At 50.8% G+C, this 16,953-nt stretch carries 19 protein-coding genes; all 19 read left to right on the plus strand.

Annotation, left to right across the window (positions count from 1 at the left end; translation table 11 throughout):
* The first annotated feature begins 492 nt into the window (after window positions 1-492).
* Window positions 493-792 carry a hypothetical protein gene (locus QSJ34_RS18340; protein WP_285578119.1) on the plus strand — a complete coding sequence of 100 codons (300 nt, stop codon included), beginning with the start codon at window positions 493-495 and terminating at the stop codon, window positions 790-792.
* 45 nt (window positions 793-837) lie between these two features.
* On the plus strand, window positions 838-1,212 hold the full coding sequence (locus QSJ34_RS18345) for a hypothetical protein (RefSeq protein WP_285578122.1): 375 nt from the start codon (window positions 838-840) through the stop codon (window positions 1,210-1,212).
* 1,098 nt (window positions 1,213-2,310) lie between these two features.
* The gene (locus QSJ34_RS18350; protein ID WP_285578123.1) at window positions 2,311-2,706 is read left to right on the plus strand and encodes a hypothetical protein; all 396 of its coding nucleotides are present in this window, start codon (window positions 2,311-2,313) and stop codon (window positions 2,704-2,706) included.
* Between the two features lie 619 nt (window positions 2,707-3,325).
* A complete protein-coding gene (locus QSJ34_RS18355) occupies window positions 3,326-3,919 on the plus strand; it encodes a hypothetical protein (protein WP_285578125.1) in 594 nt (197 codons plus the stop codon).
* A 127-nt stretch (window positions 3,920-4,046) separates the two neighbouring features.
* Window positions 4,047-4,508, plus strand: coding sequence for a hypothetical protein (locus QSJ34_RS18360; protein WP_285578126.1), 462 nt, complete (start codon window positions 4,047-4,049; stop codon window positions 4,506-4,508).
* A gap of 142 nt (window positions 4,509-4,650) precedes the next feature.
* Complete coding sequence (locus tag QSJ34_RS18365) at window positions 4,651-5,007, plus strand: hypothetical protein (protein WP_285578127.1); 357 nt, start codon at window positions 4,651-4,653, stop codon at window positions 5,005-5,007.
* 588 nt (window positions 5,008-5,595) lie between these two features.
* Complete coding sequence (locus QSJ34_RS18670; RefSeq protein ID WP_420798891.1) at window positions 5,596-5,991, plus strand: CopD family protein; 396 nt, start codon at window positions 5,596-5,598, stop codon at window positions 5,989-5,991.
* 762 nt (window positions 5,992-6,753) lie between these two features.
* Window positions 6,754-7,191, plus strand: a complete 438-nt coding sequence (locus tag QSJ34_RS18370; RefSeq protein ID WP_285578130.1) for an energy transducer TonB — start codon at window positions 6,754-6,756, stop codon at window positions 7,189-7,191.
* A gap of 459 nt (window positions 7,192-7,650) precedes the next feature.
* Window positions 7,651-8,205 (plus strand): hypothetical protein, encoded by a 555-nt coding sequence (locus tag QSJ34_RS18375; protein WP_285578133.1) that lies wholly within the window; start codon window positions 7,651-7,653, stop codon window positions 8,203-8,205.
* A 138-nt stretch (window positions 8,206-8,343) separates the two neighbouring features.
* Window positions 8,344-9,129 carry a hypothetical protein gene (locus QSJ34_RS18380; protein WP_285578135.1) on the plus strand — a complete coding sequence of 262 codons (786 nt, stop codon included), beginning with the start codon at window positions 8,344-8,346 and terminating at the stop codon, window positions 9,127-9,129.
* Between the two features lie 647 nt (window positions 9,130-9,776).
* Complete coding sequence (locus QSJ34_RS18385; RefSeq protein WP_285578137.1) at window positions 9,777-10,205, plus strand: hypothetical protein; 429 nt, start codon at window positions 9,777-9,779, stop codon at window positions 10,203-10,205.
* A 125-nt stretch (window positions 10,206-10,330) separates the two neighbouring features.
* Window positions 10,331-10,822, plus strand: a complete 492-nt coding sequence (locus tag QSJ34_RS18390) for a DUF7684 family protein (protein ID WP_285578139.1) — start codon at window positions 10,331-10,333, stop codon at window positions 10,820-10,822.
* A gap of 154 nt (window positions 10,823-10,976) precedes the next feature.
* Complete coding sequence (locus tag QSJ34_RS18395) at window positions 10,977-11,567, plus strand: hypothetical protein (protein ID WP_285578141.1); 591 nt, start codon at window positions 10,977-10,979, stop codon at window positions 11,565-11,567.
* Window positions 11,568-12,086: 519 nt separating this feature from the next.
* Window positions 12,087-12,506, plus strand: a complete 420-nt coding sequence (locus QSJ34_RS18400; RefSeq protein ID WP_285578143.1) for a hypothetical protein — start codon at window positions 12,087-12,089, stop codon at window positions 12,504-12,506.
* 166 nt (window positions 12,507-12,672) lie between these two features.
* A complete protein-coding gene (locus QSJ34_RS18405; protein WP_285578145.1) occupies window positions 12,673-13,452 on the plus strand; it encodes a hypothetical protein in 780 nt (259 codons plus the stop codon).
* Window positions 13,453-14,004: 552 nt separating this feature from the next.
* Window positions 14,005-14,355, plus strand: a complete 351-nt coding sequence (locus tag QSJ34_RS18410) for a DUF2200 domain-containing protein (RefSeq protein ID WP_285578147.1) — start codon at window positions 14,005-14,007, stop codon at window positions 14,353-14,355.
* Window positions 14,356-14,883: 528 nt separating this feature from the next.
* A complete protein-coding gene (locus QSJ34_RS18415; RefSeq protein ID WP_285578149.1) occupies window positions 14,884-15,531 on the plus strand; it encodes a hypothetical protein in 648 nt (215 codons plus the stop codon).
* Between the two features lie 123 nt (window positions 15,532-15,654).
* A complete protein-coding gene (locus QSJ34_RS18420; protein ID WP_285578150.1) occupies window positions 15,655-16,134 on the plus strand; it encodes a hypothetical protein in 480 nt (159 codons plus the stop codon).
* Window positions 16,135-16,265: 131 nt separating this feature from the next.
* Window positions 16,266-16,691 carry an energy transducer TonB gene (locus QSJ34_RS18675; protein WP_420798890.1) on the plus strand — a complete coding sequence of 142 codons (426 nt, stop codon included), beginning with the start codon at window positions 16,266-16,268 and terminating at the stop codon, window positions 16,689-16,691.
* Window positions 16,692-16,953: the final 262 nt, after the last annotated feature.

Below are 16,953 nucleotides of genomic sequence, written 5' to 3' on the forward strand. Positions count from 1 at the left end.
ACGCTCGGGGCACCATTACTTCGGGCTCGGCCTAACCTCTCGCTGCAACGGACCCAGGCGCCAGCGCCTGGTCCGCTGAGCTTCTTTCGTTAGGCCTCGTTCGCCCGTTCAATGCTGTCTTCTGGGTGTGTGCGGGCCACGCAGGCCCGGTCGTCTCGTCATGCACCAGCGCCGATCCGTGCGATTCCCCATTCTTCAGCAATCCAAGAATGGCGTTATTGCTTACTCATCAACCGTCGGCCCATGGATTTCTGCCATCATTGAAGCTGCTTCAGCGCCCGATCCTTCAACTCCACGCAATAACTCCGGCACTTTCCCTTTGGGGTCGTCGGCATGAATTCCCGCTCTCATCCATTCAGGCTCAAACCCCAATGTGGTGCATGCTCGGGGCACCATTACTTTGGGCTCGGCCTAACCTCTCGCTGCAACGGACCCAGGCGCCAGCGCCTGGTCCGCTGAGCTTCTTTCGTTAGGCCTTAACTTGAGGTACTTATGACTGAGCAAGAAATAGTAATCAAAGCAATGCAACTTCTTCGCCAATGGCATGCTAAAGAATTCCGCACTATCGAAACCAATGAGCAGTTCTCATCACTCTTCCCGCTTTTTCAAGAAGCCTGGAAACATGGGTTGGTACAAAATCAAAGGTTATCTGGTCCAAATTTTACAGAGGCAATCAGTGTCCAATGGTTTGCAAACGACCCCACTTCTAATGTCGATCATGATTGGAATTCACTCTACGAACCAATCTTGACCGTCTGGAAAGCCTGGTCTTTCATGGCCGCGCACCAATAGCCATCTTTGCCCTCATAAACATCCCCAGCATAAAGGAGCCAAACAATGATTTTCTTTTTGCTTATTTCAATAATTGCTGCTTGGTCTAGAAAAAAACTTGACCTTCGCACAGCAGCAATTATTTGTGCGTTCGCAACATTCCCTCTTTATTTTTTGAATTCGGTGGGTTCACAGGGAAATGACTGGTCTATACTCGTCACAATAAAAAACACATTAACCTGGGGTCTTCTATATTTTTTGATAAACTTGGTCGCTGTTAGATTTATTTTCTGGAAGCGTTTTTTAGATAAAGAGGAATTATCAAAACTCTCTGATTACAAAGTTCTGACCCCTGGTGATAAAGCGAGAGCTAAGGCAGAGGCTGCAGGGCGGCCAGATGATTGGCAAGAATTTCTATCTGATGATAATGAAACCAAATGATCAAATTGCATATTGCGTCCATCGGCCTAACCCTTCGCTCAAGTCGGACCCAACCTGCACTACCTACTTTCATCTCTCGTGTTCCGTCTTTCTCGTCTCTGTTTAGCTGTCGGTCGCAGGTTGGGCCACTTAGCTGGTTTCGTTAGGCGCCAACCATGTCTCGTGCACGAGCGTCCGTTCTTGGAATTCTCACGGCGGCCTTGGCGCTGGTGTTCCTGATCTTCCCAATCATCGACACCGCAATTGGGCAATGGTCGAGAGTGCTAACCGTGGCGTGGCCACTCTTCGTGATTGGGCTGCTCATTGTCTACATCCCTCACCTTCGCGCTAATCCACGGATCACGACTGATTCCAAGAAAATTTGGCTAATCTGCCTCTTGGTCTTCAATGTATTCGCTATGTCCTACTATTGGTTCAAGCACATGTACCATCGGGCGTCTCGCGCCTAACCCCTCGCTCAAGTCGGACCCCGCCTGCATTGCCTTCCGTTCTCTCTCAGCATTTCGCTACCTCGGCTCCACCCAGCGCCTCGGTGCAGGCGGTGCCGCTTAGCTTCATTCGTTAGCCCGCCTTACCAGGAGCCCGCATGGATTTCTGCTTATTCGCTTCGGCACTCGTCGCGCTAGTCGTATCCCTTGCTCATTCTGTGATCGGCGAAATTGTAATTTTCCAGAAGCTCCGAAACACTGGCGCGATTCCTACGAACCCAGCACCACCACTACAATCTCGAAACGTAAGAATCCTTTAGGCAACATGGCACCTGGCTAGTGTTTTCGGTATTGCCTTCGCAGGTATTCTTTTTTCACTCTCAAATCACATCAAGTCTATTCAAGTCGTCGTTCTCAACGCATCAATCTTTGCCTTCTTTGGTGGTTCAATGCTCGTACTCGTTGGCACAAGAGGCAAACATCCAGGCTGGGTTGGTCTACTCGCCGTTGCGATACTTTCCTATCTCGGACGGGCGGTCTAACCCTCCGCTCAAGTCGGACCCCGCCTGCATTGCCTTCCGCTCTCTCTCAACATTTCGCTATCTCGGCTTCGCCCATCGCCTCGGTGCAGGCGTGGCCGCTTAGCTTCATTCGTTAGGCGGTAAGCGCTATGAACAAACATCCAGCAAGACCGGCACGGTTCATAGCAATACCCATCGTCCTATGCACCATGGTTGGTTGCTCCAAGGGCCACCCGGATGAAACAAGGGAAATCAACATCAAGGACGCTGGAGTTATTTTTATAATTGAAACATTCTACGGTCTAGCTGCAATGGATTCGGACATAACAAACGTGTACGTCAGCACGAATCCAAGGATCCAATCTGATAGAAAATTAGTTTTGCATGGTCAGAATCTGACGGTTGCAGACATCAAACAAGTATCCAAAACCTCTTTCACAATATTCATTCGTGGCGGGCTTATCACCCAATTTACTCCCCACATCACCACCACAAACAATGGGTCAACAGCTTTAATTGATTTCAAAGTTCAGGAGCTCAAATAGCAATGCAATCAAGTAATCTCAATGTATACCGACCGCCTAACCTTTCGCTCAAGTCGGACCCCGCCTGCATTGCCTTCCGTTCTCTCTCATCATTTGGCTATCTCGGCTCCGCTCGTCGCCTCGGTGCAGGCGCGGCCGCTTAGCTTCATTCGTTAGGCCGCCGATGGACTCCCAGGCCATTCTCAATGCATCTCGGCACCACCTACGCCTAGTTGTGTGGGCCAATACCGAAAACAATGAGTGGCGTTCATGCGGCTCTACCTCTGAGTTCCGCACGCTCTTCGTGGGCGAACAAATTGATCAATACCTCAAATCAGGCCCGCTATTCCTCGTCGCTCAACGGCATGATTGCCGATCCATTTCCATTGAATCTGCGGCCTCAGCGGTTCGAGAACACCTAAGCACCGGATCAGTTTGTTTGTGGGACAATGCTTTCGAACATGTCATTGAATTCAATCCAATTGGCGTCTTCCGAATTGGTACACGGCCGGCCTAACCTCTCGCTCAAGCGGACCCCGCCTGCGCTGCCTTCCGTTCTCTCTCAACCACTCGCTATCTCGGCTCTGCTCATCGGCTCGGTGCAGGCGGGGTCGCTTAGCTTCCTTCGTTAGGCGGTTTCATGTTCACATCGACTGCACTCTTAACAGAATTGCTTGTTGTCGGCAGCCTAGCTTGGCTCTGGATCCTGCCAATAATATGCGGGTCTTACTCCTTACGAGTCACTCAAATTTTTGACTTCTTAGGAAAAGCTCCCCTTTCACATCATCTTCTGATCGTGTTTGGAACATATGTAATCGGGGCATTCGTTGAATCACTTTCATTCTCTCTCGAAAAACTTGTTGTCGGGAAAACATCTGGCCCTCGAAAGTGGTACGCGCGCCATATTGCAACGATGGCCCCAGGTGATTGGCGCGCCGCTCAAGACAGAATTTGGTCCTCTGAGACTGCTTTCAGAGAATTCAGCCAAACAAACCTTAGAACAAGCATCTCACGGGCAGCCTTTCTTAATGCAAATATTGCCATTATAGTACTCATCATTTTAGTGATTTCTTCAAAGTGGGATTCTACTCTTAAGCCATTTCTTTGGATTTCGATATTCATCTCTTTATGCAGTCCTATCGCATGGTGGTTTTCTCAAATTGAACACACAGCTCGTGTGAGGATCGCCGGAGCAATTAAAAAAGATCAGGCACCCAATAACCCAACCGCCTAACCCTGCGCTCAACTCGGACCCCGCCTGCATTGCCTTTCGCTCTCTCTCAACTTCTCGCTTCCTCGGCTCCGTTCATCGCCTCGGTGCAGGCGGGGCCGGTTAGCTTCATTCGTTAGGGCTCCCTCCCATGGCTTTGATCCCACACCACGACGGAAGTTCAAATTGGCATGAAGTTCTCCGTGTTTGGGAGAAGGTTGTCAATTGGGTTCACTTCAAACCATCCCAATCCGAATTTGACAGTCAAGTTAAGACACTTCTGACCTTCCTATGGAATGAGAAAGACTGGCTCAAGGTCCAATATCCACAATATGCCGAAAAAATCGAAAAATATATATCTGACTCCAATTACATCTGTATTACAGCTGATTTAGCAAATACCGTAAAACATCGCATCTTGACCAAACACAAACACTCTAGTGCCTCCCAAACCGATTATTTTGGCCAAGTAACCATAACCGGCGGAACCTCCAGACGAATGCATTTCATCAGCGATGGCAAAGGCAATCACCCAGAAATCATCGAAATCCTTCGTGGCACACTCGATGAGTTCGAGGAACTTCACCTTCTTCTCGACTCGGGCAAATTGTGATCGCCCTAACCCTCCGCTCAAGTCGGACCCCGCCTGCATTGTCTTCCGCTCTCTCTCAGCATCTCGCTATCTCGACTCCGCTCATCGTCTCGGTGCAGGCGCGGCCGCTTAGCTCACTCGTTAGGCGTTCCCAGGAGCATCCTTGAAATCCATCGAGAAACTCGTTTTATGGCTTCTCCCAGCAGAACTGCTCGGAGTCATTCTTCACTCCGTCTTTCAATACTTCTCAGCATGGAATTCAGTTGATCACGGGTCGCGATCACTGGTGGCAACACTCGCCGTTGCTAGCGGTCTTTCCTATTTGATTGGGCATCTCGTAATTGGGATTTGGCTTTACTACAAGCCGCACCGCTCACTCTTCATTAGTTGGGTCTGGTTGATCTTCGGAGTCACCACCGGTTTCTGGGCACTCGGAATATTCCTCCTGCTGCAAATACCCTATGTGCGTTTTGCCCTAGAATCGGAAGGCACATCTTCATCCTCAAGCCCGAACGCCTAACCCTCCGCTCAAGTCGGACCCCGCCTGCGTTGCCTTCCGCTCTCTCTCAACATTTCGCTATCTCGGCTCCGCTCTTCGTCTCGGTGCAGGCGCGGCCGCTTAGCTTCATTCGTTAGGCCTCGTTCGCCCGTTCAATGCTGTCTTCTGGGTGTGTACGGGTCACGCAGGCCCGGTCGCCTCGTCATTCACCAGCGCCGATCCGTGCGATTCCCCATTCTTCAGCAATCCAAGAATGGCGTTATTGCTTACTCATCAACAGTCGGCCCATGGATTTCTGCCATCATTGAAGCTGCTTCAGCGCCCGATCCTTCAACTCCACGCAATAACTCCGGCACTTTCCCTTTGGGGTCGTCGGCATGAATTCCCGCTCTCATCCATTCAGGCTCAAACCCCAATATGATGCATGCTCGGGGCACCATTACTTTGGGCTCGGCCTAACCTCTCGCTGCAACGGACCCAGGCGCCAGCGCCTGGTCCGCTGAGCTTCTTTCGTTAGCCCGCTGGAATCGAGGTGATTACATGACACCATTTATTCGCGGTCTCTACCTTCTTCTTCACCTGCTCGGAGCAATAGTCTGGCTCGGTGGAATGTGGTTTGCCTATTTCTGTCTCCGGCCCGCTGCAAATGAGGCTCTTGATCCACCGAAACGATTACCACTTTGGGTCGCAACTCTCGATCGCTTCCTACCATCCATCGCTACAGCCGTAGCTATCTTAGTGGTTAGTGGTTTCATTCTTCTTCTCGAAATAGGAATTCGAGTGGCGCCCGTCGGATGGCTTGTCATGGCTGCCATCGGATTGGTCATGACTTTCATATTCGGCTATGTCTACCTGGTTCTGTACCCAAGGTTACGAACTCGCTGCCTAGCTTCGGCTTGGCCAGAGGCTCCGACCACCATGAATACAATTCGCTGGTTGGTCGCCACCAACCTCATACTTGGCCTCTGTACGGTCGTTTCCGCCGTTGTGGCCCGATATTATTAAACAATCAGCTCGCATCGGCCTAACCTCTCGCTCAAGTCGGACCCCGCCTGCATTGCCTTCCGCTCTCTCTCAGCATTTCGCTACCTCGGCTCCGCTCGTCGTCTCGGCGCAGGCGGTGCCGCTTAGCTGCTTTCGTTAGGCCTCGTTCACCCGTTCAATGCTGTCTTCTGGGTGTGCGCGGGTCACGCAGGCCCGGTCCTCTCGTCATGCACCAGCGCCGATCCGTGCGATTCCCCATTCTTCAGCAATCCAAGAATGGCGTTATTGCTTACTCATCAACAGTCGGCCCATGGATTTCTGTCATCATTGAGCCTGCTTCAATGCCCGATCCTTCAACTCCACGCAATAACTCCGGCACTTTCGCTTTTGGGGTCGTCGGCATGAACTTTCGCTCCCATCCATTCAGGCTCAAATCCCAAGGTGGTGCACGCTCGGGGCACCATTACTTCGGGCTCGGCCTAACCTCTCGCTGCAACGGACCCAGGCGCCAGCGCCTGGTCCGCTGAGCTTCTTTCGTTAGGCGTCAACTCTCCACAACCAAACCCGGGCTCCGGGCAANGATCCTTCAACTCCACGCAATAACTCCGGCACTTTCCCTTTGGGGTCGTCGGCATGAACTTTCGCTCCCATCCATTCAGGCTCAAATCCCAAGGTGGTGCACGCTCGGGGCACCATTACTTCGGGCTCGGCCTAACCTCTCGCTGCAACGGACCCAGGCGCCAGCGCCTGGTCCGCTGAGCTTCCTTCGTTAGGGCTCAAACTATGACTCATGATTTCGCCCAGCAGTCACAAAGATATCTAGCAATTACACTGTTTCTCTTTTCAATGGCTGCTTGCCAGCAACCAGCAGCCACCCAGCCTCCGAAGGTCAGTGCCACCCTGGTCCAGCCCTCTTTGATTCGTGCTCCCGAATTGCCATCGATATCCGCACAAACTGAATTCGTGTCTAAGACCCTCATAGAGATAATTGTCAACCCAGATGGGAAAGTCGAAGGAATTAAACTCATTTCTGGTTCAGCATCTGTTATCAAACAAGTAACTGAATGGTTGAATTCGTTAGAGTTTAAGCCTGGCGAACTTCTATTATCAAACGAATCGGTAGGAAGAAAGGTACATTGCAGAGTTTTGATTGAAATCAATTCTTCTTCCGAATCAGCTAAGTTTTCAATTCGGTATGCTGGTCCTAATGGCCGATGGTAGATCTACATTCACGATCCACGCCCTAACCCTCCGCTCAAGTCGGACCCCGCCTGCATTGCCTTGCGTTCTCTCTCAACATTTTGCTATCTCGGCTACGTTCGGCGCCTCGGTGCAGGCGGTGCCGCTTAGCTGCTTTCGTTAGGCGTAATCGATCTTTTCGCTCTTTTCGTCCGCTGTTACCGTTCGCGCCGTGTTTCAGCACCGTTCGCGGTGGCCCACCCAGAAACGCCTGAGCATATGCCATCGTTCAGGTAACCTGGGTCCACGCCCAGCAGTTCAAGCCTTCTTCCTGCCTCACTCGTTCTTTGCTCTTCAATTCTCAGAACCCTTGGCGCGGCAATTCGGGTCGCACTCGCACTCATTTCACGCCGCGCCTAACCTCTCGCTGCAGCGGACCCAGGCGCCAGCGCCTGGTCCGCTGAGCTTCATTCGTTAGCCATCTGGAGGAACCCTTTAGATATGCCCTACACACAAATGCTCTTCACCGCGATTACAGTTTTGTCGATAGCGGGATCGCAAGAACCGCCTTCGACCGCTCCTAGTCATACAAAGCAGAATTGTCGGCTCATAAAAGCGGAAGTTCTCGTTCCAAAGGGTTGGGAGCTACTGGAAGAGGATAAGGGATCGCTTGTCCTGGTTTCGATTACAAAAAATGGGAAACCCGCAGAATTCCAAAATGTTGGCGTAGGCATTCTCATGATGAAGAATGCCCCCGTAAAGTTAGGTGTACCCATTTCCCAATACATTAAGAAGGTAAAGGATCAGGTCGCTGGAGCCGGGAAGGTGCTCAGCCTGAATGAAATGAACAAAGGACCGTTTCGTTGCTTGCGAGCCGAATTCATTGGGCCGCGTGAAGATGGGAAGCTTCTTCATATTCTCAGCCTTACAATTGGCAATGAAAAAACTGGAACTATGTTTAGCGCCGTAGCCACTTCATTCGACTCGGATTGGAAGAATGACCGGGAGCAGATGGAACCAATTCTTCAGGCATTTGAACCGAGCGAGGCCGAGTAGTCACGATGGCTAACCCTCCGCTCAAGTCGGACCCCGCCTGCGTTGCCTTCCGTTCTCTCTCATCATTTCGCTATCCCGGCTCCGCTCATCGCCTCGGTGCAGGCGCGGCCGCTTAGCTTCATTCGTTAGGTTGCCCTCATGAACCCAGAAGCCATAATCCGATTCTGCTCGAGCAAGATCACCCTTTCGGCTTTCTTTGGTGCGGTGGGCGTTTTGATTGGCTACGTGCTCAACTTACTTCGTAATCGAGTGCGCGAACTCGAATACACCGTCACCCATGATCGGATTGCCCTTTCTAGCGAGGACCCGATTTTCGGGAATATCAAAGTTTCCTGGAACAATACCCCAGTAGAAACTTTGTTTTCCTCGATTGTTACAATTGAAAATACGACTAGCAAAGATTACGAGAACATTACGTTCAAAGTCTATTCAGCCGAAACGATGATGCTTTCTGAGAAGACCGAATTGTCAGGTTCTTCCTACATCCCAACCTGGTCCGAACCCTACGGGAAAATTCTTCATGTGGCTGATGGCGCTCTACCAACTGATGCACAGTTCGATCTCTACTATCACTCAAGGGAGTACCACATTCCTGTCTTCAACCGTGGCGAAAAGATTGTCCATAGATATCTAACCTCTGTTCCACCGGGCAAGAATGGTCCCATTCTGTTCGTTGATTTGCTTCATCAGGGGCTAAAGATTCGCTTCAAGGTAGCCGGTCCACAAATTCACGGGGTTCTTGTCGCTTATGCACTCCCGGTTGGTTTTATTACCTCTGTCGTTATCCTCGCTGCGTCTATATCTCTGATTCATACTCCATGGGTTATCGGGTTCATTGCGCTACCTGTCGGATTATTTGCCCAAAGCATCGGTGCTGGTGTCTTCAAGTTCTATCGTGTTCTCAAGGCGATTATTATCCAGTGAGCAACCTAACCCTCCGCTCAAGTCGGACCCCGCCTGCATTGCCTTCCGCTCTCTCTCAGCATTTCGCTACCTCGGCTCCGCTCGCCGACTCGGTGCAGGCGCGGCCGCTTAGCTTCATTCGTTAGGCGTTCCCATGGAGCATCCTTGAAATCCATCGAGAGACTCGTTTTATGGCTTCTCCCGGCAGAGTTGCTCGGAGTTATTCTTCACTCATTCTTCACATACTTCTCAGCATTGAATTCAGTTGATCACGGGTCACGATCACTGGTGGCAACGCTCGCCGTTGCTAGTGGGCTTTCTTACCTGATTGGGCACCTTGTAATCGGGATCTGGCTTTACTACAAACCGCATCGATCACTCTTCATTAGCTGGGTCTGGTTGATCTTCGGAGTGGCAACCGGTTTCTGGGCGCTTGGCATATTCCTTCTACTGCAAATTCCCTATGTGCGTTTTGCCTTAGAATCAGCTGGCACAACTCCACCCTCAAGCTCGAACGCCTAACCCTCCGCTCAAGTCGGACCCCGCCTGCATTGCCTTCCGCTCTCTCTCAACATTTCGCTATCCCGGCTCCGCCCATCGTCTCGGTGCAGGCGCGGCCGCTTAGCTTCATTCGTTAGGCGCTTGACCAATCTCCCCGGAGGTAGGCGATGACACTAGAAGGTCAGATCAATCGTTATCTCGAATCGATACCAGAACCCAAGCAGACAGACATGCGTAGGCTCCATGGCGCCATTCTCGAGATGAATCCAGGTTGCAAGCTTTGGTTTCTCGATGGCAAAGACGAAACCGGCAAGGTAGTTTCCAACCCAAACATAGGTTATGGCACGCTGATCAAAAAATACGCCGGTGGGAAAATCAAAGAGTTTTATCAAGCAGGTATTAGCGCGAATTCAACGGGACTATCGGTCTACATCATGGGGATAGACGACAAGAAGTATTTGCAGGAAAGGTATGCACGCACGATCGGAAAGGCGAGCATTACTGGTTACTGCATCAAATTCAAAGCGCTTAAGGATATTGACTTGGCTATTCTAAAGGCCGCAATCAAAGATTGTATGGAACAAACACGCGCCTAACCCTCCGCTCAAGTCGGACCCCGCCTGCATTGCCTTCCGCTCTCTCTCAACATTTCGCTATCTCGGCTCCGCTCATTGTCTCGGTGCAGGCGCGGCCGCTTAGCTTCATTCGTTAGGCCGCCCCCATGTCGATTGCCAAAAGGCTTGGACACTCCGAATTCGGCTCTCGTGACCTTTATGCACTGCATTTACGACATTACGAGATTCCCGAAGGTGCCTTCAGAGAGATCACTGGTCACTTCATCGCATGTCTGGCAATTGATGGTACCGAAGCCACCGATGATGAAATCAAAACCATTGCTTTAGATCTATTCCGCGCTGGGTGTGCTTACATCTGCTGCTGGGGCGAAGAGTGCGAACGAGTTAATGATCTTATCGATCTTGAAGATCTGGCTATCCATCCAACGGGTCCGTGGAAAATTTCAACCTGGCAAAACGATGTGCCTCTCTCAGAGGCGTTATGGTTCTCAATCAACTCAGCCTGGCCAGACCCCACCTTCATTGAAACGACACATGCAGTGGTTGGTATTTCCTTCAGAAATCCAGATTGGTCAGACATCATTTCAGAAGCCTTTTCTGACCCGATCAAGTTCTTCCAACACATTCCTAAAAAGTAGCCCCGGTCGGCCTAACCCTTAGCTCAACTCGGACCCCGCCTGCATTTCCTTCCGCTCTCTCTCATCTTCCCGCTTCCTCGACTTCGCTTAGCGCCTCGGCGCAGGCGGTGCCGGTTAGCCTCTTTCGTTAGGCCCTTGTTTTGGAGATTTGCCAATGCCAAATTCTGCACCAACAACGCTGTTCGCCATCCCCAAATATAAGGCACGGCTGGTGTCAAAATCCGAAAGCACACCAAGTATTATTGATTCAATATCACTATCATTTCCTTTTGGAATCAGTGTATCGTTTAAGCCTTCTGATGCCGAAAGTCAAATAGCAGGATCAATTATTGTGAAAGTTATAAACAGGAGAATTTTAAATGGGCGTGAATGCTGCGCCTCATGCATCAATGAATCTATCCAATGCCTTAAAGAAATTAAGTCGGATCTCGTGGCCGAAGAACTTCGACTCATCAAGGCAATCAATACACCTCTATTTTATCTTACCGATTACATTATCACCTCGATTAACGCATTTAATGATTTCATGGAACGCAATCGATTGATCGATGGCGAAAATATCAATATATATTTCGACGCTTTGAACAAATTAAGATGCCATATTGCAAAATGTTTGACGGAGATTGCCAAAATTGCATCGATAGAAATCGCAAAAGACAAATTTGCTTCCATTGAAGGCGGGCCATCGTGGAACAAGGACTCGTATTCGTCGGCACAAGGTTACACTGTCGATATTGTAATATAAAATGCTGATCAAGAATCGTGTATGCGGGCCTAACCTTCCGCTCAACTCGGACCCTATTGCTGCGCGTTAGTGTCCTCAAACAACTCAGCGTCCGTGTCCCGCAGCAATAGGGCCGGTTAGCTCACTCGTTAGGCCTCGTTCGCCTGTCTATTTCTGTCCTCCGGGTGCGCGCGGGTTGCGCGAGCTTGGTCATCTCGTCACCCACCAACGCCAACTCACGTAATTTCTCATTCTTCAACAATCCAAGAATGGCGTTATTGCTTACTCATCAACAATCGGCCCATGGATTTCTGCCATCATCGAAGCTGCTTCAGCACCTGGCCCTTCAATTTCACGCAATAACTCCGGCACTTTCCCTTTGGGGTCGTCGGCATGAACTCCCACTCCCGTCCATTCAGGCTCAAATCCCAAGGTGGTGCACGCTCGGGGCACCATTACTTCGGGCTCGGCCTAACCTCTCGCTGCAACGGACCCAGGCGCCAGCGCCTGGTCCGCTGAGCTTCTTTCGTTAGGCGTCTGATGATCGACCACAAATCACTCGCTTTATTCCTTGCCCTTGGAATGATGGCGGCACCGGCATTCTCTAATTCCGAACTTCCGAAGGAATCCAAGAAGGTCATCGCCCACAAGCGAGCGAAGTACCATCGAATCCTAGATTCTGCTGATAAGCCTGATAACAATGTTCATCTTGCCTTTGGTGAACTTGGAACATACGGCGATGAGAGTTCTATCCCCCACCTCATTTCAGCTCTTAGGCTTTTCCCGGACGAAGAACTTTCTGGCAATGTCGGAATGATCTGCACTCACGCCCATTGCGTTCAGGATCTGGAACAGCTCACGGGCGTCAAGGTTGGGGTTTCATTCTCATCTTGGAAGGCATGGTGGGAGAATTCTCATCCAGGTCAGCCACTTCCCACTCGTGCTCAAAAATCGCATTGAGCCAGCGCCTAACCTTCCGCTCAAGTCGGACCCAACCTGCACGACCTGGTTTCCTCTCTCTTGTTCCCTTCTTTCTCGTCTCTGTTTAGCTTTTCGGTCGCAGGTTGGGCCGCTTAGCTTCGTTCGTTAGGCGTCGCAACCTGCCAACAATACACTCAGGATTCATATGACTGCTTCAAATCGCGCTATCGCATTTATGCTCATGAATTGCTCCATTTTTGCATTGGCTCAAAGCAACATCGTGATGGCCAGCATCAAAGGAACCCGGGCATCTGTCTCATATGACAAAACTCATTTTCGCGATTGTCAGGCAACCATAGAGCCGCAGAACACCGACAAAGACATGGAAGGCCAACTTCCATGGGCAATTGCTCCTCGGCACTATTTGTTCAAGTTCAAGATTGATCCGTCAAACAAATTTGAACACATGAACGAACTCAGGCTGATTCCCATTCATGGTTCAGGAACACCTGAATTCAAAAAGCTGTACAGCGACCTTTCCTCTACAGTGGAGAAGCTTCGGCCTCTTTTAGCAAAAAAGCCTCTTCGCTTCCCACTGGGTTCGACCATTCCTGAATGGAATTTAACTGATTCCGAACAAACCATACACGCAAAAGTGAAGTATCTGAATTTCCCATCCCACAAGGGGGTTTTCTTCATTTCTCAGGAAACCCAAGAATCCGATGGCAATCCTATCAACAGCAATGAAACCTATTGTTCGTATCAAGGGCTCTCGGATGATGGGGAATGGTACATCGATCTTTATCTTTCAATATCCAACCCCTCACTTCCGAAGGATGCGAGTGCGGCTGATAACATTCCCCGTGACTCTGATCGGAAATACCTACTAGCAGCAGAGTCCATCCTTGAGGCACTCAATCCGGCTTCATTTACGCCGAACCTCACTCAGATAGAAAGACTGATTTCATCGATTCAATTGCCATAGTTCTCGGAAGCAACGCCTAACCCTCCGCTCAAGTCGGACCCCGCCTGCATTGCCTTCCGTTCTCTCTCAGCATTTCGCTAACTCGGCTCCGCTCGTCATCTCGGTGCAGGCGGTGCCGCTTAGCTTCTTTCGTTAGGCCGCCAATGCAACCTCAGACCAAATCCAGATTGAGAAATCGTATCGCCCTAGTCGGGATGACCACTTCTGCTCTGTTGGTCACGATCCAGTGCACCTACTTCTTCACCAGTTCCGGCTCCATTTACAGGTTCTATGCTTTGATCGCGTCGGGCATCGGGTTAATCATCATTCTCACCACCAACGTTCTCTATCGTCATTTACGAAAGAACAAGGCCCCAAAAGTTCATGGGCAATCCACATGAACGGCTTTCGTGTCGGCCTAACCCTTAGCTCAACTCGGACCCCGCCTGCATTGTCTTCCGTTCTCTCTCATCTTCCGGCTTTCCCGTCTCCGCTCAGCGGTTCGGTGCAGGCGGTGCCGGTTAGCCACATTCGTTAGGCATCCCTAAAACAACCAAGCCAAGAGACGTCACTATGTCCGCACGCGAGATCTCAAAGCTTCTTTTCACGACCGTCTATCCGCTTTACGTACAAAAGGCCGAACGAAAGAATCGGACCAAGGAAGAGGTAGACACAATCATCTGCTGGTTGACGGGCTACAGTCGTGAGCAGCTCAGCCACCACGCAGCGATCAACATCGATTTCCAATCCTTTTTCGACCAAGCCCCAGCAATCAACCCGAACACTTCTCAGATCAAGGGGGTCGTTTGCGGCATTCGCGTCGAAGACATTCAAGATCCCATGACACAGAAAATCCGGTATCTCGACAAGCTCATCGATGAACTCGCAAAGGGCAAATCAATTGACAAGATTTTGCGCCAGTAACCCCAGGCTGTCCGTATGAGTGCCCCAACCGTCAACTGCCTAACCTCTCGCTCAAGTCGGACCCCGCCTGCATTGCCTTCCGTTCTCTCTCAGTATCTCGCTATCCCGGCTCCGCTTATCGCCTCGGTGCAGGCGCGGCCGCTTAGCTTCATTCGTTAGGCCGACGTGGGCGGGCTCGGCCAAAACCTCTTCTGGTATGACTTCCCCGAGGTCCCGTCGCGCTAGAGTGGGTTATCTATTCACCGTCACTTCCCGCTGTTTCAGGCTTTCCGTTCTTCCGCTCTTTTCCATTCTCAGCGCTTGGGCCGTTGGATTCGGTATCGTGGCCTTACCCGCCCACCTCCGCCTAACGTGCCCGTCTCTTCGTCTCGGTTCATCAGTCGGTCGGCGTTCGGCCTAACCGGTCGCTCAACTCGGACCCCGCCTGCCTTCCCTTCCGCTCTCTCTCATCCACCCGCTTCCTCGGCTCCGTTCAGCGCCTCGGCGCAGGCGGGATCCGGTTAGCTCGAATCGTTAGGCGTCACATATTTGAGTCCCTACAACCTGAGTGTGGAGGTTTCTAATATGCAAATACCTGAGTGGGTCGAAATCGCCAACAAACTCGCGACACCCGCAATTGGAGCAGTCAGCGCATTCTATGTGTTTCTTCAATACAGACGAACCCAAAAATGGAAATCTAAGGACCTGGCAGCGACGCTAGTTGAAAAACTGAGTATTGATCAATCATTATCATTGGCATGCCAAGCTCTCGACTGGGGTGTCGGTCCACTGATCATCCCGGAAGAGTATAGAGAGCTTTTTCGATCAGAGGGCTTGAGCTATCTCCCTGGAGTAATGCAACATGACCCAATGGTACTGTGTGTTGCCGTTAAACCTCGTTTAGATCCATCAACGCTCAAAGATCCACGTGGATTGGTATACAGGAATTGCTTCATTAAACTCTTTGATCATCTTGAGACAATCTCTAAATTACTCGACAACGGCCAGATCGAACTGAGTGACCTTCAAGGACTCGACTATTGGTTGAACTCGATTCGAGATTACATATATTCACCGGATGGCATTAACAGTAAACGCGTATTTGGCCCCACAATTATCTCCTGGGGCTACAGTGGTGTTTTCGAACTCGCCAAAAAGCGTGGAATAGTAAATTGGGAATTCAATCCTGACGCCTAACTCTCCGCTCAAGTCGGACCACGCCTGCATTGCCTCCGCTCTCTCTCAGCATCTCGCTATCCCGGCTTCGCTCATCGTCTCGGTGCAGGCGCGGCCGCTTAGCTTTATTCGTTAGGCGCCACCATGCCCATTCCGTTCCAAGGCAAAGTTACATTCGAGCACTTCAAGGCCGCGGATGACCTTGAAAAGCCCCTATTTGCCAAGGCTGTTCCATTTGCAGTTGGACTTTTTGGCCTCGGATATGGCTTGTTTAAGTTCGGGTATAAGCCTGGTGGCCTTCTAATCTCTTGTTTCCTTGCAGCATTAGGGTTTTCTCTACTTTGGTTCTCAAACAATGCAGAGCGAAAAAGGTATTACCAGCAAACGACTTTGTTCCAATCTCAAATCACAGGTGATGTGTCTGAAAATGGACTGGTACTTCGAGGTGATTTCGTGGCGATTTCTATTCCATTGAAAGACATCAAGCGCATACAAAACAATGGCATCACCGCACTGATTTATTATGGCGTAAACGATAGTATCGTATTGCCCCGTGATTTTTTTGATTCCACTGCCAACTGGGAAATGTCGCTTGCGCTTCTCAAGAGCCACACTAATGCCTAGGCGCCTAACCTCTCGCTCAAGTCGGACCCCGCCTGCATTGCCTTCCGCTCTCTCTCAACATTTCGCTAACTCGGCTTCGCTGTTCGTCTCGGTGCAGGCGGTGCCGCTTAGCTTCACTCGTTAGGAGTTCCATGGTCATCCCACGCACCAAACGAATACTCCTTCCACTAGGATTCACGGTCCTCTTCCTAAATTCCTCGCTCTGCGCGGAAGAACCGAAGAGGGTCGCTAGTGGTTCTTCTTACGAAGAGCAGCGGGGGCCCCTGCCAGTCAAATTTGAACTCCTAAAAGTGCTATATGCCCCAGCACTACCGGATTATCCTCCGGCTGCTAAGAATGCTCGCGTTGAAGGCACTGTAATTGTTTCAATTATGGTCGACGAAGCCGGGAATGCAGTGGCTCCAAAGGCGCTCAGTGGCCCATCTCAGTTATGGCATGAGAGCGTATGGTTTGCATCCCGATGGAAATTCGAGCCATTTCTGTATCGCGGATCTCCAGTCCGGGTTCAAACCGTAATGAAGGTAGTCTGGAAATTGCCCCCACCATCAAAGACCTGACATTCGTTCCTGAACTCCTAACCCTCCGCTCAAGTCGGACCCCGCCTGCATTGCCTTCCACTCTCTCTCAGCATTTCGCTATCTCGGCTCCGCTCATCGCCTCGGTGCAGGCGCGGCCGCTTAGCTCACTCGTTAGTCGCCCCTGACAAAGTTCCAGATGTAGATTTGCAAGGGTTTGAGGGAACCTTGAGCCTATCTGGTACACCAGAAAGTGAGGGGAGACCCCGCGATTTCTGGTGTACGGATTGACGTGCCCCCCACA

The organism is Geothrix limicola (assembly GCF_030268085.1).
GTDB lineage: Bacteria > Acidobacteriota > Holophagae > Holophagales > Holophagaceae > Geothrix > Geothrix limicola.